The following is an 18,569-nucleotide window of genomic DNA, read 5'->3' as shown; positions in this document are numbered from 1 at the left end:
GTGCAAAGCCCGTCAGCTAGCGGCAATGCAGTAGAGGAACTGCCCGCCCCGCAGGTAGATTTCGTCTCCCACGACGGCGGCGGAGGCGTCGATTGCGTCGTCCAGGGTGTTGGTCGCCAACACCTCCATCTCCGGCCCCGTCGCGATTACCAGCGTCGTTCCGTCGCGGCTCGTGATGTAGAGCCGGCCGTTCGCTACCACCGGCGAGGCGTAGATCTCTCGGATGCCGGGCAGTCGCTCCGGGCCGTAGAGCGGACGGCCGGTAGCCGCATCGTGGGCCGAGAGTATCCCCGAATTGCTCTTGGTGAAATAGAGAATGCCATCGTGCAGGACGGGTGACGGCACATACGGCGTATCGCGCTCAAGAGACCAGACGATCGCGTCGCTCTCGGTGATCTCGCCCTGCGCGCGAGACAGGTCGACGGCATACAGCCGGTTCCCGCGGTAGCCACTCATCAGGTAGACCACCCCGTCGGCCGCCACGGGTGACGGGATGGCGTTCAGCGTGACGCCCTCCCCCTCCCAGAGGAGCGCACCGGTCTCCGCCGAGTAACTCCGTATGCGGTCGGTGGCGCTCGTTATCACCTGGGCCTGACCGTCATGCTCGACGACGAGCGGCGTCGTCCAGGTCGTCTCTTCAGCCCGGTCGACGCGCCAGCGTTCGGCGCCGGTCCGCTTGTCGAGCGCCGTAACGAACGAGGGTCCCTGATGATCCCAGAGCACGATGATCGAGTCGCCGTGCAGCACGGGCGACGCCCCCTCGCCGAATCCGAGGCGGATCCGCATATCGCCGAAGTCGTGGTCCCACAGCGGCGTCCCGTCCATGTCGTAGCAGTAGAGGCCACGCGACCCGAAGAACGCGCATACCACTTCCCCGTCCGTCACCGCGGAGGCGGATGCCCAACTGTTCGTGTTGTGACGTCCCTCGTGCGGCTGCTGGGTAACCGCCGTCCGCTCCCAGGCGACCGAGCCGTCGCGGCGGTTGATCGCCACGATGACGAAGTGCAGCAACTCATCGGACCCGGTGGTTCCCATGATGCGGTTGCGAAGCCGGCCGAAGAAGCCGGTGCCACCTTCACCTTCCCCCGCGGGGACCGCGGTCAGGACAAAGACATGGTCGCCCCACACGATCGGCGAAGCGGAGCCGCCACCGGGAATGGGGATCTTCCAGCGTATGTTCTCCGTCTCGCTCCAGCGGAGCGGTGGATTGCCCGACGGAGCGACACCGGTCGCCAGTGGCCCGCGCCACTGCGGCCAGTCGTCGCCTTCCGGGGCCTGAGCCAGAAGTGTCGCGGCACCGAGCACAATGAGGCAACCGACGGCGGCGAGGCGCGCCGTGGGTCGGCGCACCATGTGAAGAAGACGCATCACGCGATCATAGCCGGACGCATCCGCTGATGGGTGGGATACAATCCGCCCATGATCATGACCACCACGCAGACATCGTCATCCTTCGCCTTCATGCTCGTTGCCCTGCTCGTCGTCGGCGTGGCCGCGTTTGCGGCGCAGAGAACCATTCCCGCACCGGAAGATGTCGCCGCGCCGCCGGCCGACGCCGAGACCACCGCGTCCGGCCTCGCCTCGAAGGTAATTGAGGCGGGCACCGGCAGTCAGCATCCCGGGCCGACCTCCACCGTGACGGTCCACTACACCGGCTGGCACACCAACGGCGAGATGTTCGACAGCTCGGTTGCGCGGGGCCAGCCGGCGTCGTTTCCCCTCAACCGCGTGATCGCGGGCTGGACCGAGGGCGTGCAGTTGATGGTGGCGGGAGAGAAGCGCCGGTTCTGGATCCCGGAAGACCTGGCCTACGGCGGCCGCCCCGGCTACCCGGCCGGCATGCTGGTGTTCGACGTCGAGTTGATCTCGATTCAGTAGACGGCGTGCCGGCGCGCCGACCTGCGGCGCGCCGATCTACTGCTTCGTCAGCTCCACCCCGTCCCAGGTGAAGCTGGTGAACTGATCGCTGCTGAAACTGACGACGACCGGCACGACGATCGAGTACTTGTCGTCGTCGCCGTCGTACTCGCGCACGACCAGCAGGGCATCCTGCTCGACGATGCCGTAGGTGCCCATCCCTTCTTCACCGTCGGCGTCCTCGAACTCGAAGAAGCCTTCCTCGTTGAACTTCATCCAGGGCGATCCGCCCTGGGCCTGAAACTCCTGCTCGCCGCGCAGACGACCGCCGGTCGGGAGCGCCTCCAGTTCCAGTTCGATGGGTTGGTTGTCGCGACTCCGGATCAACGCCGGCGTCCGTATCCCCTGATAGCCATCGCGCGTAAAGGTGATGTCGTACTGGGCCGACGACAGACCGATCATGAAGAACTCGCCGTTGTCTTCCGTCGTGGTCGTCGTCGGTGTTCCGCCGCCGTCGCGCTGCGCCGAAACCAGGACGCCCGGCAGGCCGTTGCCCCACTCGTCAGTTATCTTGCCAGTGACTCGCGCCTGGGCCGCAACATCAACCGTCGCGCCTGCCACCGCCAGGAATGCCACCGCCGCCACGAATCGTCCGTTGAGTCGCATCTGTCGCTCTCCCATGGATGTGGCGCACGGCGCGCCCGCAAACAATCGACAGCCTATACCCACGGACATGTTGCCACAAGCGGCAACCGGGAGTTCCTCTCTGCCGGTATGATTCGAACGGTTCCGACGAACGTTCCATCGGACACCGGACCGTAAGGAGGATGGCATGCAGAAGTTGCGACAGGCAGCGCTACTCGGCGCGCTGCTCGGACTCGCGGCGGGCGGAGGGCTCGCCGGCGCGCAGGAAGCAGTGAGCGTCGAAGACTACGAGGACGCGATGCAGGAGCTCCGCTACCTGGTGTCGGATGCCTCGATCCACCTCGACGCGAGCTATTGGGGCGATCTGGGCGAGGACACCGACAAGATGCGGGAGCAGTTCGCGAGGGTCGTGTCGTTCTGGGAGGCCCAGGGGCAGGCGGAGGCGGTTGAGCTAGCCGGGAACGCCATCGAGGCTGCCCGCGCCATCGCCCGCGCATCGGGGGCGCAGGATCCGAGTGCGGCAACGGCGGGACTTGAGGATCTCCGGGGCGCCTGCGCCGCCTGCCACGAGCAGTTCCGCGAGGAAACGGCGGACGGTTTCCGCATCAAGCCGTCAGCCCTGCAATAAGCGACGTCGCCTCGTCGCGTCCAGCCACGTCGCCCGTACAAACGAAGAGCCGGTCCGGCATGGCGCCGGACCGGCTCTTCCTGTCTCGCCCAGCCCAGAGATTTCGCGCTAGCGAAACTTCCAATGCGCCCTCCGCGGCGCGCGGGCTAGTTGGTCGGCCAGAGCACGCCCTGGCTGTTCTCGCCCTCGGCTCCCGCCGGAACCGGACCGATCCCCTTGTAGACGAACTTCTGCACGCGCGATCCCTCGTAGGTCTCGGTCGTGTAGATGTTGCCGTCGGAGTCGACCGCGATGCTGTGCACGGCGAAGAACATCCCCGGCTGGCGGCCGCCGTCCCCGAACGCGGTCAGCACCTCCATGGTCTCCCGCTCGATGATGTAGACCTTCATGTTCTGCCCGTCGGCCAGGTAGAGGTAGGTCTGTTCGGGGTCGGGTGAAAAGTCGATGTCCCAGGTCGAGCCCTGCGACCGGGTGTGGGTCGCGACGAAGTACTCGTCCACGAAGGTGCCGTCCGTCTGGAAGACCTGAATCCGATCCTCCGCGCGGTCGCAGACGTAGACGAGGCCGTCATTCGAGATCTCGCCGCAGTGGACCGGGCCGCGGAACTGCTGCGCCGGCGCGCCGCCCGGTTCGTACGGCCCGCCGAAGTCGTAGTCATCGTCCGGATCGTTCCCGTAGGCGCCCCAGTAGCGCTTCAGCTCGCCGGTGTCGGCGTCCACGACGGCCATACGCTTGTTGTAGTAACCGTCGGCGAAGTACGCCTCGTTCGCATCCGGGTCGATCCCGATCTTGGCGACGCGGCCGTAGCTGTCGGCCGCGTGGCTGTCGCGCTCGAAGATCCGGCGGCCATCCTCCTCGCGCACGAGCCGCGCGTTGTGGGTGCCGACCGACATGAGGAAGTCGCCGCTCCGCGTGAACTTCAGCACGTGCGCGTCACCCTGGCCGTTCCCGCCGATCCACACGTTGTCCATGTGGTCGACGGTAATGCCGTGGTTCGACTCCGGCCAGACGTAGTCGCCGGTCTCCGTGCCGGGGCCTCCCCAGCTGTCGACCAACTCACCCTCCTGGTTGAAGATCAGGACGGGCGGGCCGGGCTGGCAGCACTCGCTCACCGGGGGATCGGCCATCATGCCGACCTCAGTGTTGAGCACGAACTGATCCATCGTGTTGCGATGGAGTACCCAGATGAGATCCTGGGAGTCGACATCGACGCCGATCGTGGCGCCCATCAGCCAGTGGTTCGGCAGGTTGTACGGCCAGGTGGGATCCACCTCGAACATCGGCGCCTGCGCCGCATTGGGATCGGCCGGCGGCATGTCCGCTGCGGCTTCCTCGCCGCCGCCGGCAGCGCCGCCGCCACAGGCAACCGCCACGGCACCCGCGAGCGCGACTAGAACAAATGCGTACTTCCGACTCATCGTGTCCTCCCAGAAACCGGTGCCGGCCGACACAACATCGCGCAAGGCAGGCACACTTCGCTACGCTCGAACCGGCAACAGTATACTTGCAAATCGTCCCGGCGGGGCAAGGGGCTCCCGAACGCCGCGGACCAAGCAATCTCACGACGGCGATATGAACTTGCCGACCAGACACGGACCCTGGATCGTTGCGGCCGCGGCTGTCGCCTTCATGCTGGCGGCTCCCGCCATCCCGGTCGCCCACGACATCCCGACCGACGTGACGGTCCGGGCCTTCGTCAAGCCGGAAGGGGATCGCCTCCGGATGCTGATCCGCGTCCCGCTCGAGGCGATGCTGGACGTCAACTTCCCCCTTTACGGACCCGGCTACCTGGACATCGAACCGGCCCGGGAGCTCCTTCCGGACGCCGCCATGCTCTGGCTGGGACAGGAAATCGAGATCTACGAGGACGGCAACCGCCTTGCGGAGCCGACGATCGAGGCGATCCGCCTGTCGATTCCCTCGGACCGGTCGTTCGACGAGTACGACTCCGCCCTGGAGCATGTGACGTCCGGCCCGCGTCTTCCCCCGACCACGCAGATCATCTGGCGGCAGGCGATGCTCGACGTCCTGCTCGACTACGACACGGTGTCGGACCAGTCCAGCTTCGCAATCCGCCCTGGGGTCGAACGTCTCGGCCTTCGGGTGATCTCGGTCATCCGGTTCATCACCCCGACGGGGGCGGAGCGGGCGTTCGAACTGCGTGGCGATCCGGGCGTCGTCACTCTCGATCCCCGCTGGCACCAGGCCGCCTGGCGCTTCGTCGTTTCCGGTTTCGATCACATCCTCGACGGGACCGACCACCTGTTGTTCCTTCTCTGCCTGGTCGTGCCATTCCGACGGCTGCGGGCGCTGGTGCCCATCGTTACCGGGTTCACCGTCGCGCATTCGGTCACGCTGATCGCCTCCGCCTACGACATGGCGCCCGACACGCTCTGGTTCCCACCTGCGGTCGAGACCCTCATTGCGCTCTCGATCCTCTACATGGCGTTCGAAAACATCGTCGCCGCGGACGCGGGCCAGGTGGGACGGATCCGGCGGCGCTGGGTCGTGGCGTTCGGCTTCGGCCTGATCCATGGCTTCGGCTTCTCGTTCGCCCTGCGCGAGACGCTGCAGTTCGCCGGCTCGCACCTGCTGACGTCGCTCCTCTCGTTCAACATCGGCGTCGAGTTGGGTCAACTACTGGTGATTGCGCTCGCCGTGCCCATCCTGGAGCTGCTCTTCCGGTTCGTCATCAGCGAGCGGATGGGAACCATCCTCATTTCCGTCCTCGTGGCCCACACGAGCTGGCACTGGATGGCGGACCGCTACGAAACGCTTAGCCAGTACCCCCTCACGTGGGGCGCGGTGCTGAGTGCCCTGCTGGTCGGGATCATTCCTTGGCTGATCGCGATAATGCTGGCCGCGACCATCGCCTGGTACGGCCTGCGATTCGCGCGCCGGCAGCGGCCGGCAGGTGAAGCGGCAGCCGAGTAGCCGTCGTCTAGTCAAGCAGAGACTGGAGCAATAGTTGCGCGTCATCACGTTCGTCACGGTTGCCGCCCTCGCGGCACTGGCCGCCCCATCCGGCGTGGCCGCACAGGATCCAACCGAATCCCAAGACCCGGGAAGCCAGCCGCCGCTTGTCCTGGAGGGCATCGCGGGGGGAGCTGAGCTCCCACCGGCCGAGCGCTACCGCGTAGAACCGGTCCGCGTCGACGCGAAGCCGTCGATCGACGGTCGCCTGGACGAGGAGGAGTGGCTCCTTGCCGCCGTGATCGACGACTTCGTGCAGCAGGAACCGTCCGAAGGCGACCCGGCGACCGAATCCACCATCGTCCGCCTGATGTATGACGCGGAGATGCTCTACATCGGGGTGGAGGCGTACGACGACGATCCGAACGGCCTGGTGGCGACCGAAAAGCGGCGCGACTCGCTTCGTCTTCTGGACGAGGACAACTTCCAGATCATCATCGACACGTTCCGGGACCGCCGGTCCGGCTACATGTTCGTCACCAATCCGCTCGGCGCCAAACTCGAGCAGCAGGTGGCCGAGGAGGGCGAGGGTGGCTTCCGCGGCAACAGCTCGAACATCAACCTGAACTGGGACGGCGTCTGGGACGTCGCCACCCGGCGCAATCCCGACGGCTGGGTGGCGGAAATCGGCATCCCCATGGTGACCCTGCGTTTCCCGCGCGTCGAGCGGCAGGTCTGGGGCGTCAATTTCATGCGGAACATCCGCCGCAAGAACGAGCAGGTCTTCTGGGCGCCGATTCCGAGGGCGTACACGCTGACCCGGGTCAGCTTGGCGGGAACGATGAGCGGGATCACGCAGGTCAACCGCGGGCTCGACCTCCGCGTGACCCCGTACCTGCTGGCCAGCGGCAGCCAGGCCCGGAGTTCCGCGAACATCAGCCTCGCGGGCAGCGGCCTCGGGGACGCCGGGCTGGACGTGAAGTACGGCCTCGGCTCCGGCCTGAACCTGGATCTCACGTACAACACCGACTTCGCCCAGGTGGAGGTGGACGAGCAGCAGGTGAACCTGACCCGGTTCCCCCTCTTCTTCCCGGAGAAACGCGACTTCTTTCTGGAGAACGCCGGATTGTTCAGCGTCCGGACCCAGGGGTTCAACCGCGCCGCCGACCTCTTCTTCACGCGGCGGATCGGCCTGTCGCGGACCGGGCAGGCGATCCCCATCGTGGGCGGCGCGCGGCTCACCGGCAAGGTGGACCGGAACAACATCGCGGCGCTGAACATCACAACGCAGGCGCACGGCGCCGGCGACGCCCGCCGCCTGGGCGAGAACTTCTTCGTCGGCCGCTACAGTCGCGACATCTTCGCGCGCTCGAAGGTCGGGGGCATCGTCGTCAACAAGGAATCCGTCGGCGGCGGCCACTACAACCGGACCTTCGCCCTCGACACGACGCTCGCGCCGCACCCGCACATGTCCATGACGGCGTTTCTCGCCAAGACCGAGACGCCGGGCATGACCGGGAACGACATGGCCAGCTACTTCACGGCAGTCTGGCTGAGCCCGTCCTGGCGAATCTACGGCGAGTACACGGACATCCAGGACAACTTCAACGCCGAGGTCGGTTTCGTTCCGCGGGTCGGCATCCGCACGTCGAAGTTCCACGGCGAGTGGGATCCGCGGCCCGGCCGCTGGGGCATCCGGCAGTTCGATCCGATGTGGAACATCGAGTACACGACGGATCAGAACAACCGGCTGGTGACACGGCGCATGCACCACATGGTGGGCACCTACTTCGAGGACGGCTCCTCATTCACCGTCATCTACAACGACTTGTTCGAACAGCTCGACGAGCCGTTCCTGATCCACCGCGACATCAAGGACCCCGCGAAGAACGTCACAATTCCGGTCGGCCCATACCACTTCGGGCAATGGATGTTCCGGTACCGGAGCGATCCGTCGAAGCGCGTTTACGGCCAACTCGGCTACACGCCGCAGACTTTCTTCGACGGCACCCGGCTCGACACCACGGCGTCGCTTGGCATCCGCTTCACGCAGTCGCTCGCCACCGAGCTTCGCTTCACGCGGAACAACGTCGATCTGGCGGGGGGCTCGTTCATCGCCGACCTGGCCGCCCTGACGTTCGACTGGGCCGTCTCGCCCAACGTGACCCTGCGCACGCTGTCGCAGTACGTCTCGACCACCGGCGAGCTGAGCAACAGCATCCGGTTCAACTGGATCTACAGCCCGGGCAGCGACATCTACATCGCCTACGACGAGTTGCGCCTCGACTACCAGCCGACGGTCGGCGGCATCCGGCGCTACTCGCCCTGGATCCGCAACCGGCAGCTCGCGATCAAGATGACCTACCTCTTCTCCCGGTAGCCGCGCGGATTCGCGCCGCCGCGCGGCGCGTCGGAGGGAGGCGGAGCATACGCGTCCACTTCTCGGTGGAAGCGGCATTCTTCACCGCGGTCTCGACGAAGATCATGCCGCGGAGGCCGTCTTCGACGGTCGGGAAGTCGAGGGCGAGAGGGTCGGGAGACTCGCCTGCGATGCGGGCGCGGATGGTGTCGCAGGCGTTGGCGTAGATCGTCGCGAACGCCTCGAGAAACGCCTCCGGATGACCGGCCGGCAGGCGCGTAGCACGGGCCGCGGCGGGACTCGCCGCCACCACGTTCGGGTCACCGCGACGCCAGATCGTCTCCGGGCCATCGAGAGAGGTGACCTCCAGGGTCTCGGGAGTTTCCTGCCGCCAGCGGAGGCCGCCCTCCTCGCCGTAGACCCGGAGCGTCAGGCCGTTAGCCTCGCCCACCGACACCTGGCTGGCCAACAGAACCCCGCGGGCGCCGCCCGCGAAGCGCAGCAGGACGCTGGCGTCGTCGTCCAGGCGGCGTCCACGCACGAACGTGGCGAGGTCGGCGGAGAGGGCCGCGATGCGAAGGCCGGTCACGTACTCGGCCAGGTTCTCCGCATGCGTGCCAATGTCGCCGAGGCAACCGGCCGCGCCGCTTCGCTTTGGGTCGGTCCGCCACGCCGCCTGCTTCTGGCCGCTCCGTTCGATCGGGGTTGCGAGCCAGCCCTGCGGGTACTCGACCACGACCTTTCGGACAGGCCCCAGGCGGCCGCCGCGCACCAGGTCGCGGGCCAGCTTGACCATCGGGTAGCCGGTGTAGTTGTGCGTCAGCGCGAAGACGCGTCCGGACTGCGCGACGAGCCGCCGGAGCCGCCGCGCCTCGGCGACGTCGAAGGTCATCGGCTTGTCGCATACGACGTGGATGCCCGCCGCCAGCAGGGCCTTCGCGACCGGGAAGTGGAGGTGGTTCGGCGTGACGATGGTCACGAGATCGACCCGCTTCCCCGTTGGCAACCGGCCTTCCTCCGCGATCAGATGCTCGACCGAATCGTAGACGCGCGACGGATCGAGCATCAGCTCGCGCCCCTTGGCGCGCGAGCGCCGCGGGCTGGACGAGAACGCCCCGGCGACGAACTCCACCCCGCCGGAGAGCAAGGCAGCGCGACGGTGAACGTCGCCGATGAAGGCGCCGGGGCCGCCACCCACCATGCCGAGCTTGAGCGTCCGGCCGATAGTCGCTCCCATCGGCTCAGCGGTCCTGGCCGCCGGCGTCGCCCGGATCGTTGCTCCGCCGATCGAATGCGGCGTCGAAGGCCAGGCCGGAGGGCAGAAAGTCGATCGAGTGGACGAACTCGCACGACTCGCGGGCGCCATGCTCCCGGTCCATCCCGCAGTCCTCCCATTCGACCGACAGGGGGCCGGTGTAGCCAATCCGGTTGAGGGCGCGGATGATCCCCTCGAAGTCGACGTCGCCCCGGCCGACCGAGCGGAAGTCCCACCCGCGTCCAGGCGCGCCGAACTCGAGATGCGACGAGAGGATCCCGCTCCGGCCGTCGAGCGTGACGGCCGCGTCCTTCATGTGGACGTGGTAGATACGGTCGGAAAACTCCTCCAGGAAGCGGACCGGATCGACCCCCTGCCACTCCAGGTGGCTCGGGTCGAAGTTGAAGCCGAAAACCTCGCGACCGCCAATCGCGTCGAGGGCGCGGTGCGCCGTGACGAGATCGAACGCGATTTCGGTCGGGTGCACCTCGAGCGCGAACCGGACGCCGTTCTCTTCGAAGACATCGAGGATTGGATGCCACAACTCCGCGAACCGCTCGTAACCGGCCGCGATCGTCGCCGCGCCGACCGGCGGGAAAGAATAGAGCAGGTGCCAGATCGGTGAGCCGGTGAAGCCGCAGACCACCGGAACGCCGAAGCGCCGCGCGGCCCGCGCCGCGTTCTTCATCGTCTCTACCGCCCAGGCCCGCTTCCCTTCGGAGTCGCCGGCCAGCTCGGGCGGCGCGAACGCGTCCGACCTTTCGTCGTTCGGATCGCAGACGAGCTGGCCCGCCAGGTGATGCGAGATCGCCCAGCAATCCAGGCCGGAGGCCTTCAGCAGAGCGCGGCGCTCCGCACAGTAGTCGTCGTCGGCGGCGCCGCGGTCGACGTCGAAATGATCGCCCCAGCAGGCGAGTTCCAGGCCGTCGTAGCCGAACTCCGCCGCCTTCGGAGCGAGCTCCGCCAGCGGCAGGTCCGCCCACTGCCCAGTGAACAACGTGACTGCGCGCGCCATCGCTTGGGTGGTCAGCCGGTGTCGAGTATAGTGGCGGCGGAGGTTGTCCGATGGCTGAACTGACCAGGCGCGAGGCAATGGGCATGGTAGGCGTAGCGGCGGTCGGGGCCGCGGTCGGCCCGTCCCTGCCCGCGCACGCCACGGCGGGCGCGCTCCGCCAATCGGTCTGCCGCTGGTGCTTCAGCGACATTCCGCTCCGCGATTTCTTCGGGCAGGTGCGCGCCAGCGGACTCACCGCGGTCGACCTGCTGGACGAGGAGGAATGGGCGATCGCCCGCGAGTACGGGCTCGCCTGTTCCACCGGCTACGGCGGCGGGGGGACCATCTCCGACGGCCTGAACGACCCGGCCAATCACAAGGCGATCGTCCGCAATCTGGCGCGGAGCCTGCCGGCGGCGGCGCGCGCCGGCGTGCCGAACGTCATCGCCTTCTTCGGCAACCGGCGCGGCCTGAGCGACGCCCAAGGGGTCGACCATTGCGTGACGGCGCTGCGGCGCATCGCACCGATCGCGGAAAGCGAAGACGTGACCGTCGTCGTGGAGTTGCTCAACAGCCGGGTCGACCATCCCGACTACCAGGGCGACCGGACTTCGTTCGGCGTCGAGGTGGTGAAACGGGTTGCCTCGCCCCGCGTCAAGCTGCTGTACGACGTCTACCACATGCAGGTGATGGAGGGGAACGTCATCCAGACCATCCGGGACAACCATCAGCACATCGGGCATTACCACACGGCCGGCGTGCCGGGCCGCCACGAGCTGGACCGGCAGCAGGAGCTGCAATGGCCGGCCATCGCCCGGGCGATCGCGGAAACCGGTTTCCGCGGCTACCTGGCGCACGAGTTCATTCCGACGCGCGATCCGATGACGTCGCTGCGCGAGGCAGTCGCGAGCTGCCGCGTCTGACGGAGGACGACAGGATGCCCCACATCACCCGCCGCGAGTGGCACCGCCTGGCAATCGGGGGTGCGCTCGGCGCGGCCGCGGCCGGCTGGCTGCCGGCGGGCGTGCGGCACGCCAATGCCGCAGGGTCGACGTTCGCCGGCGTGCTGATCGGCCTCCAGAGCTACAGCTTCCGGGACATGAGCCTCGATGAGGGCATCGCGGCGATGAATGATCTCGGCATCACGAGCTGCGAGCTGTGGGAGGTGCACGTCGAGCCGCGCGAGTTGCGCCAGGCGGGTAACCGGGAGCAGTTGCGCCGTTGGCGGACGACCGTCCCGCTCGACTACTTCGAGGAGATCGGCGCGCGGTTCCAGGAGGCGGGCATCGAGCTGAACTCCTACAACCTCAGCTTCAAGGACCACTTCTCGGACGCCGAGATTGACCGCGGCTTCGAAATGGCGCGCGCCCTCGGCGCCCCCGCCATCACCTCGTCCGCCAACATGAACGCCGTGCCGCGGATTGCGCGCTACGCGGACCGGCACGGCATGCCGGTGGCGATGCACAATCACTCGCGGGTCGACCCCAACGAGTTCTCGAGTCCGGACGATTTCGCCCGCGCGATCGAGATGGGTGGCGCGGCGCCGATTGCGGTCAATCTGGACATCGGCCACTTCGTCGCCGCCAATCACGACCCGATCGCGTACCTGCGGGAAAACCACCAGCGCATCGTGACGCTTCACCTCAAGGACCGAAAGCGCAATCAGGGCCCGAACACGCCGTGGGGCGAAGGGGACACGCCGATCCGCGAGACGCTTCACCTGCTGCGCGACGAGGGATGGGCGATCCCCGCCAACATCGAGTACGAGCACGACGGCGGCGACACGGTGACCGAGCTGCGCCGCTGCCTCGACTACTGCCGCGAGGCGCTCGCGGAGGGCAACACCTGGATTCCGCTGTTCGACGGGCGCTCCCTGGAGGCGTGGCGCGGCTACAAACAGGACACGGTGTCCGACGGTTGGCAGGTGGTGGACGGCGCGCTGGCCCGCGTCGGCGAGGCGGGCGACATCATCACCCGCGAACAGTTCGAGAACTTCGAGCTCCGCTTCGAATGGCAGGTCGAGACCGGCGGCAACAGCGGCATCTTCTTCGGCGTTACTGAAGAGATCGACGGACCCGTATGGCACTCAGGGCCGGAGTTCCAGGTGCTTCACAATGCCGGCCACCGGGACGGCGCGGATCCGATCACCTCCGCCGGCAGCAATTACGCGGTGCATCCGCCGTCGGCCGACGTCACCCGGGCCGTCGGCGAGTGGAACAGCGCGCGGCTCGTCGTCAACCGCGGCCAGGTCGAACACTGGATGAACGGCACGCGGCTGCTCGCCTATGAACTGGACAGCGGCGACTGGGAGACACGCGTTGCCGCCAGCAAGTTCGCCGAGCTCCCGCGCTACGGCCGCGTCCGGCGGGGCCATATCGCGATTCAGGATCACGGCGATCCCGTACGGTTCCGCAACATCCTGATCCGCCCCATCGATTGAGGCGCCCGCGCCCCACGGCCGCAGCCTGACGCACCGGACGTACTGATGCCTCCCGCAATACGTCTGAAGCTCTCGGTGATGATGTTCCTCCAGTACGTCGTCTGGGGGGCATGGTTCGTGCCGATCGGCACCTACCTGGGAGAGACCCTCGGCTTCCCCGGCGAACAGATCGGCCTGGTGGTCGGCACGACGGCGATCGGCGCGATCGTCTCCCCCTTCTTCGTGGGGATGGTGGCGGACCGGTACTTCGCCACCGAGCGACTGCTGGCCATCGTGCACGTGCTGGGCGGTGTCGTGCTCTTCGCGGCGTCGCTGCAGACCTCGTTCGGCGCCATGTACGTCGTGCTGCTCGCCTACTCGCTCCTCTATATGCCGACGCTGGCCCTGACGAACTCGATCTCGTTCCGCCAGATGACCGATCCCGGCCGCGAGTTCCCGGGTGTGCGCGTGCTCGGCACGATCGGCTGGATCGTCGCCGGGCTGATCGTCGGCTTCCTCGGCCTGGAGGCCACCGCGCGGCCGATGCAGATCGGCGCCGCGGTCTCCGTCGTCCTGGGCCTCTACTGCCTCACCCTGCCGCACACGCCACCCGCGAAGGCGGCGGACCGCGTGACGGCACGGGACGTCCTGGGCCTCGACGCGCTTCGGCTGCTCCGCGAGCGGGCCTTCGCGGTGTTCGTCATCGGCTCGTTCCTGGTGTGCATTCCGCTGCAGTTCTACTACGCGTTCACGAACCTCTTCCTGAACGAGATCGGCGTCGAGAACGCGGCCGGCAAGATGACCCTCGGCCAGATGTCGGAGATCGGCTTCATGCTGCTGATGCCCTGGTTCCTGATCCGCCTGGGCGTCAAGAACCTGCTGTTGATCGGCATGCTCGCCTGGGCCGCCCGGTACGTTCTCTTCGCGTACGGCGATCCGGGGGACGGCATGTGGATGCTCTACGGCGGGATCCTCCTGCACGGGATCTGCTACGACTTTTTCTTCGTCACCGGACAGATCTACGTCGACCGGAAGGCGCCCGCCGATCTGCGCGCGGCGGCGCAGGGATTCATCACGTTGATCACCTACGGCGTCGGCGGCTTCATCGGTACCTGGCTCTCCGGCCGCATCGTCGACGCTTACGCGACAACCAGCGGTGGCCATGCGTGGCCCGAGATCTGGCCCATCCCCGCCGTGTGGGCCGCCGTCGTCCTGGTGCTCTTCGCCCTCTTCTTCACGCACCGTGAGACGACGGACAAGACCGCCGAGACGTAGCCAGGATGTTTGCAAAACCGTGGCGACTGGGCGATCATGGCGGGGATCGGCCGGGCGGGAGGAACAGATGACTTACCCACGTCTTGTGGCGTTCGCCGTCATCGTGGCGATCGGACTGCTGGCGCAGGCCTTACCGGCAACGGGGCAGACGCAGGCGCAGGATGCTGACGCCTCGACGGCCTACGAGCCGCCGAGGATGCCGGACGGACGCCCCGACCTGCAGGGATTCTGGACCACCCAGACGTTTACCCCGCTGCAGCGGCCGGAGCACCTCGCCGACAAGGCGTTCTTCACCGAGGAGGAAACGGCGGAGCTCCAGGCCCAGTTGACGGCCGAGGGGGTCGACCCGCTGGCCGGCGGAGCGATCAACATCGAGGATCCGGAGGAGCGCGACCAGGTGCTCTATCAGGAAAACCGGGACAGGACGGGTTACATCCACTACGACAACGAACTCTGGCTCCGGACACCGGTTCCCAAGGGACTCTCGACGCGTCGGACCTCCCTCGTCGTCGACCCGCCGAACGGACGGATCCCGCCGACGAACGCACAGGCGGAGCAGCGTGCGAGCGAGCGTCGCGCGGCGCGGGAGGGGCGCGGCCAGTTCGACGGCCACGAGCTGCGGCCACTGGCCGAACGATGCCTCGTTTGGCCTCACAATGGACCCCCGATGCTGCCGCCCGCCTACAACGACATCCACCAGATCTTCCAGACCGAGGACTATGTCGTCATCTTCACGGAGTTGAACACGAACCCCCCGCGGATCATCCCGACCAACGGACTGCCGCCGATGTCCGACAAGATCCGGCTGTACCCGGGCGACTCGCGCGGCCGCTGGGACGGTGACACCCTCGTGGTGGAGACATCGCATTACAACGACAAGGGCCGATGGCGCGGTTCGAGCGATCAACTGCGCGCCGTCGAGCGCTTTACCCGTGTCTCCGACACCGAGATCCGCTATGAGTGGACGGTGACCGATCCGGCTACCTGGAACGTGCCGTGGAGCGTCGAGATCCCGATGGTAACGACCGAGGGCCCGATGTACGAGTACGCCTGCCACGAAGGCAACTACGACATCCGGCACATCCTGGAGATCTACCGCAACATCGAAGCCCAGGAAGCCGCGGGCGAGCGCCGCTAGTCCGCTTCCCCCGGCTTTCCGAGGCGGGAGGATTGCAATGACCAAGCGCCAGCGGACCGTGGTTTCGGTCCTGATCGCCTGTCTCGCGCTGACGCCCCTGGCGGCGAACGGGCAATCGGCCGCCGAATCGTCACTTCGTACGCCCTGGGGCGACCCCGATCTGCAGGGGATCTGGAATAACTCGACGCTTACGCCGTTCCAGCGTCCCGAACATCTGGCGGATCGCGAGTTCCTGACCGAAGAGGAAGCGGCCGACATCGAGCAGACCAACGCCGACCGCAACGCGGACCTGGCCGGCCGGCCCGCACTGCGCACGGAAGCGGATCCGAGCGGTAACGTCGACCGGGGCGTCGATGGCGCGCCCGGCTCGTACAACAACTTCTGGATGGAACGGGGCACGACCGTGGTCGCGACCCGCCGCACGTCCATCGTCACCGATCCGCCGAACGGACGGCTGCCCGAGCCGACGCCGGCCGTCGCCGCGTGGCTCGCGTCGCCGGAAGCGGCGCGCCTGGCGGACGTCCGGGGTGGTCGCCTGCCGACCGACCACTACGATCAACTCGACGGCGGCGACCGCTGCCTCTGGTACCGCGGAATACCGTCCTTCCCCACCGCCTACAACAACCACTACCAGATCGTGCAGACGCCATCGTGGGTGGCGATTCTCCAGGAGCACATCCATGACGTGCGTTTCATCGCCCTCGACGGCCGCCCGCACATCGATCCGGCGATCCGGCAGTTCGCGGGCGATTCACGCGGCCGCTGGGAAGGCGACACCCTCATCGTGGAAACGACCCACTTCAACAACCAGGCGTTCATCCGGAACTTCAACGCGAATCTGACCGAGGATCTGCACGTCATCGAGCGCTTCCGGCGCGCCGACGGCGACACGCTCGACTACGAGTTCACAGTTACGGATCCCAACGTCTGGACCCGGCCGTGGAGCGGATCGCTTCCGATGTGGCGCGCCGAGGGCCCGGTTTTCGAGTACGCCTGCCACGAAGGCAACTACGGGCTGACGAACATGCTGGCGGGCTCGCGGGCGGAAGACGCCGCCGGCGGCCGCTAGTGCGCCCTGGCGACTCGGAAGTCTCGCGCCGGCGAGTTCCCACCCGCCGGAAGGGCTGCTAGTCCGGCGTCGCGAACGCCACGAGTTCCTGATTCGCTCCGGAGCCGGTCGCGATCAGCACGAACTGGCGCCCGCCGGCGGTCTGGTAGGTCATCGGGGTTGCCGCCGAGCGCTCCGTGAGCGGCGCCGACCAGACTTCGCGCCCCGTGCGCTTGTCGAAGGCATACAGGGCGTCCTCGCCGCCGCCGACGAACACCAGCCCTCCCCTGGTGACGATGGAACCGGGAGCGCCCGGCGTGCCCAACCGGTCCGGGACGTCGACGCCCCGCAGAGCCGGATGGGCCCGCAGACGGTCGCTGCCCCGGCCGAAGGGAACCCGCCACGCGATGTCGCCGGTACTCAGGTCGAGAGCCACGAGGTAGGCGTACGGCGGCTTGTTCAGCGGAATGCCGTCCTCGAACGTGGCCCGCCCGCCCAGGTCGGCGTCGTAGCCGACATAGTCGGGGTCCGTGGTGTCGGCGAACGGATTGGTCGTCGTCTCCGGGTCGAACTTCACGAGGCGCTGCAAGCCCGACACGTTGGAGGACTTGACGTAGAGGAGTCCCGATTCCGGGTCGAACGCCCCGCCGCCCCAGTTGACCACGCCGCCGCCGCTTGGCCGCACGAGAGACCCTTCCAGACTGGGCGGCGTGTAGAGCGGCCCGGTCCGGAACGCCTCCATCGCCGCCTGCGCCGCGGACTGCAGTTCCGGAGTCAGATCGAACGCGTCGTTCGGCGTCATGCCGAGGGTGGGCAGCAGCGAAGGCGGCCGCGTGGGAAACGGCTGCGTCGCCGCCGTCCGCTCGCCGGGCACATCGCTCTGCGGCACCGGGCGTTCCTCGATCGGCCAGACCGGCTCACCCGTCACGCGATCGAAAGCAAAAACGAGGCCCTGCTTCGTAAGCTGGACGACAGCTTCGATGCGCCGGCCATCGACGGTGATCGGGGTCAGCATCGGCTGCGTGGGCAGGTCGTAGTCCCAGACTCCATGGTGGACGATCTGGAAGTGCCACTCCCGTTCGCCCGTATTCGCATCGAGGGCGACCAGGCTCTCCGCGAAGAGGTTGTCACCCAGCCTCTGTCCACCGTAGTAGACGTTCGTCGGATTGCCGACCGGGAGAAACACCAGCTCGCGCTCCTCGTCGACGGTCACGCCGGCCCAGACATTGGTCGCGCCGGTATGGCGCCACGCTTCGTTCTCCCAGGTCTGGCTCCCGAACTCGCCCTCCTGGGGAATGGTGTGGAAGCTCCAGATCAGTGCACCGGTGCGCGCGTCGTACGCGCGCACGTCACCCGGGGGAGTACGCGGATAGATGACGCGATCGCCGACCGCGCTGCCGACGATCACCAGGTCCTTGTAGATCACCGGGGCGGCGTTGAACTCGAAGTGGCTGCGATCGATCGGCCAGATCAGGTCCTGGCTCAGATCCACCACGCCGTTGTCGCCGAAAGACGTCACGACGTCGCCGGTTGCCGCGTCGAGACAGAAGAGGCGGTAGCGGCTCGCCAGGAAGATCCGGAGATCCTCGCCGTCACGCCACAACGTCACTCCGCGATGACGGAAGCCGCCTCCCAGCGCGGGCATGCCGTCCGCGTAGGCCCGCGGATCGAAGACCCAGCGTTCCGCGCCCGTTTCGGCGTCCAGCGCCGCGACCCGGTTGTAGTTCGAGCTGACGTAGACGGTGCCGTCGACCATGATCGGCGTGCTCGTGAAGCTGCCCGGCACGGTGCCGAACTCCTCCCGAGGCCGGTCCGCCGGACGCCAGGTCCAAGCCACCTGCAACTCGTCGACGTTGTCCGGAGTCAGTCTGCCCGCCGCGGAGAATCGAGTGTTCGCGGCATCACCGCCGACGAAAGGCCACTCCACCGACTCCCCGGCCCGGTCCTGCGCCAGAGCCGCACCCGCAGCCACCACCACCAGCGCAACCGCCATCCCCAGCAGACAGAGCGGCGGAGCGGATCGCATACGTCTCATCTC

Annotated in this window: 14 protein-coding genes and 1 pseudogene; 9 read left to right on the top strand and 6 right to left on the bottom strand. The window is 67.3% G+C overall.

Annotation, left to right across the window (positions count from 1 at the left end; translation table 11 throughout):
* Nucleotides 1-12 precede the first annotated feature (12 nt).
* Nucleotides 13-1,353 (bottom strand): PQQ-binding-like beta-propeller repeat protein, encoded by a 1,341-nt coding sequence (locus tag F4Y45_07470; protein MXY24345.1) that lies wholly within the window; start codon nucleotides 1,351-1,353, stop codon nucleotides 13-15.
* 66 nt (nucleotides 1,354-1,419) lie between these two features.
* On the opposite strand from F4Y45_07470, the gene F4Y45_07465 reads away from it, so the two are divergent.
* Nucleotides 1,420-1,878: an FKBP-type peptidyl-prolyl cis-trans isomerase gene (locus F4Y45_07465; GenBank protein MXY24344.1), complete on the top strand. Its 459-nt coding sequence runs from the start codon at nucleotides 1,420-1,422 to the stop codon at nucleotides 1,876-1,878.
* Nucleotides 1,879-1,914: 36 nt separating this feature from the next.
* Here F4Y45_07465 and F4Y45_07460 read toward each other — a convergent pair whose 3' ends face one another.
* Nucleotides 1,915-2,691: a carboxypeptidase regulatory-like domain-containing protein gene (locus F4Y45_07460; GenBank protein ID MXY24343.1), complete on the bottom strand. Its 777-nt coding sequence runs from the start codon at nucleotides 2,689-2,691 to the stop codon at nucleotides 1,915-1,917.
* On the opposite strand from F4Y45_07460, the gene F4Y45_07455 reads away from it, so the two are divergent.
* Nucleotides 2,690-3,130: a hypothetical protein gene (locus F4Y45_07455; GenBank protein MXY24342.1), complete on the top strand. Its 441-nt coding sequence runs from the start codon at nucleotides 2,690-2,692 to the stop codon at nucleotides 3,128-3,130. The two genes, F4Y45_07460 and F4Y45_07455, sit on opposite strands and share 2 nt — an antisense overlap.
* Before the next feature lie 212 nt (nucleotides 3,131-3,342).
* Here the strand turns inward: F4Y45_07455 and F4Y45_07450 are convergent.
* Nucleotides 3,343-4,446 (bottom strand): annotated as a pseudogene (locus F4Y45_07450) (hypothetical protein).
* Here F4Y45_07450 and F4Y45_07445 point away from each other — a divergent pair.
* Together F4Y45_07445 and F4Y45_07440 are read left to right on the top strand one after the other, a co-directional pair.
* Complete coding sequence (locus F4Y45_07445; protein MXY24341.1) at nucleotides 4,316-6,064, top strand: HupE/UreJ family protein; 1,749 nt, start codon at nucleotides 4,316-4,318, stop codon at nucleotides 6,062-6,064. The pseudogene F4Y45_07450 and the gene F4Y45_07445 sit on opposite strands and share 131 nt — an antisense overlap.
* A 34-nt stretch (nucleotides 6,065-6,098) precedes the next feature.
* Nucleotides 6,099-8,423, top strand: coding sequence for a carbohydrate binding family 9 domain-containing protein (locus F4Y45_07440; protein MXY24340.1), 2,325 nt, complete (start codon nucleotides 6,099-6,101; stop codon nucleotides 8,421-8,423).
* On the opposite strand, the gene F4Y45_07435 is transcribed toward F4Y45_07440, so the two are convergent.
* Both F4Y45_07435 and F4Y45_07430 read right to left on the bottom strand, forming a co-directional pair.
* A complete protein-coding gene (locus F4Y45_07435; GenBank protein MXY24339.1) occupies nucleotides 8,395-9,603 on the bottom strand; it encodes a Gfo/Idh/MocA family oxidoreductase in 1,209 nt (402 codons plus the stop codon). The genes F4Y45_07440 and F4Y45_07435 overlap by 29 nt on opposite strands.
* 40 nt (nucleotides 9,604-9,643) lie before the next feature.
* Nucleotides 9,644-10,672: a sugar phosphate isomerase/epimerase gene (locus F4Y45_07430; GenBank protein ID MXY24338.1), complete on the bottom strand. Its 1,029-nt coding sequence runs from the start codon at nucleotides 10,670-10,672 to the stop codon at nucleotides 9,644-9,646.
* 50 nt (nucleotides 10,673-10,722) lie between these two features.
* On the opposite strand from F4Y45_07430, the gene F4Y45_07425 reads away from it, so the two are divergent.
* The 5 genes from F4Y45_07425 (at nucleotide 10,723) to F4Y45_07405 (ending at nucleotide 16,552) form a co-directional block, all read left to right on the top strand.
* Nucleotides 10,723-11,574: a TIM barrel protein gene (locus F4Y45_07425; protein ID MXY24337.1), complete on the top strand. Its 852-nt coding sequence runs from the start codon at nucleotides 10,723-10,725 to the stop codon at nucleotides 11,572-11,574.
* A complete protein-coding gene (locus tag F4Y45_07420; protein MXY24336.1) occupies nucleotides 11,451-13,091 on the top strand; it encodes a DUF1080 domain-containing protein in 1,641 nt (546 codons plus the stop codon). The genes F4Y45_07425 and F4Y45_07420 overlap by 124 nt, the downstream gene beginning before the upstream one ends.
* Before the next feature lie 45 nt (nucleotides 13,092-13,136).
* Entirely contained in the window at nucleotides 13,137-14,345 is a 1,209-nt protein-coding gene (locus tag F4Y45_07415) for a nucleoside permease (GenBank protein ID MXY24335.1), read from the top strand.
* Nucleotides 14,346-14,412: 67 nt separating this feature from the next.
* Nucleotides 14,413-15,483 (top strand): hypothetical protein, encoded by a 1,071-nt coding sequence (locus F4Y45_07410; GenBank protein MXY24334.1) that lies wholly within the window; start codon nucleotides 14,413-14,415, stop codon nucleotides 15,481-15,483.
* A 37-nt stretch (nucleotides 15,484-15,520) separates the two neighbouring features.
* Nucleotides 15,521-16,552, top strand: coding sequence for a hypothetical protein (locus F4Y45_07405; protein MXY24333.1), 1,032 nt, complete (start codon nucleotides 15,521-15,523; stop codon nucleotides 16,550-16,552).
* Between the two features lie 58 nt (nucleotides 16,553-16,610).
* On the opposite strand, the gene F4Y45_07400 is transcribed toward F4Y45_07405, so the two are convergent.
* Nucleotides 16,611-18,566, bottom strand: a complete 1,956-nt coding sequence (locus tag F4Y45_07400; protein ID MXY24332.1) for a pyrroloquinoline quinone-dependent dehydrogenase — start codon at nucleotides 18,564-18,566, stop codon at nucleotides 16,611-16,613.
* Between the last annotated feature and the right edge of the window lie 3 nt (nucleotides 18,567-18,569).

It is taken from the genome of Acidobacteriota bacterium (assembly GCA_009838525.1).
Classification (GTDB): domain Bacteria; phylum Acidobacteriota; class Vicinamibacteria; order Vicinamibacterales; family UBA8438; genus VXRJ01.
Note: the sequence above shows the minus strand (reverse complement) of the source record. Positions and strands in the feature narration are given on the sequence as shown.

Bases quoted from the DNA above. Each gene is read 5' to 3' on its own strand.
- F4Y45_07470 (MXY24345.1), bottom strand. From the start codon at position 1,353: ATGGTGCGCCGACCCACGGCGCGCCTCGCCGCCGTCGGTTGCCTCATT.
- F4Y45_07465 (MXY24344.1), top strand. From the start codon at position 1,420: ATGATCATGACCACCACGCAGACATCGTCATCCTTCGCCTTCATGCTC.
- F4Y45_07455 (MXY24342.1), top strand. From the start codon at position 2,690: ATGCAGAAGTTGCGACAGGCAGCGCTACTCGGCGCGCTGCTCGGACTC.
- F4Y45_07460 (MXY24343.1), bottom strand. From the start codon at position 2,691: ATGCCATCCTCCTTACGGTCCGGTGTCCGATGGAACGTTCGTCGGAAC.
- F4Y45_07445 (MXY24341.1), top strand. From the start codon at position 4,316: ATGAGATCCTGGGAGTCGACATCGACGCCGATCGTGGCGCCCATCAGC.
- F4Y45_07435 (MXY24339.1), bottom strand. From the start codon at position 9,603: ATGGTGGGTGGCGGCCCCGGCGCCTTCATCGGCGACGTTCACCGTCGC.
- F4Y45_07430 (MXY24338.1), bottom strand. From the start codon at position 10,672: ATGGCGCGCGCAGTCACGTTGTTCACTGGGCAGTGGGCGGACCTGCCG.
- F4Y45_07425 (MXY24337.1), top strand. From the start codon at position 10,723: ATGGCTGAACTGACCAGGCGCGAGGCAATGGGCATGGTAGGCGTAGCG.
- F4Y45_07420 (MXY24336.1), top strand. From the start codon at position 11,451: ATGGCCGGCCATCGCCCGGGCGATCGCGGAAACCGGTTTCCGCGGCTA.
- F4Y45_07415 (MXY24335.1), top strand. From the start codon at position 13,137: ATGCCTCCCGCAATACGTCTGAAGCTCTCGGTGATGATGTTCCTCCAG.
- F4Y45_07410 (MXY24334.1), top strand. From the start codon at position 14,413: ATGACTTACCCACGTCTTGTGGCGTTCGCCGTCATCGTGGCGATCGGA.
- F4Y45_07405 (MXY24333.1), top strand. From the start codon at position 15,521: ATGACCAAGCGCCAGCGGACCGTGGTTTCGGTCCTGATCGCCTGTCTC.
- F4Y45_07400 (MXY24332.1), bottom strand. From the start codon at position 18,566: ATGAGACGTATGCGATCCGCTCCGCCGCTCTGTCTGCTGGGGATGGCG.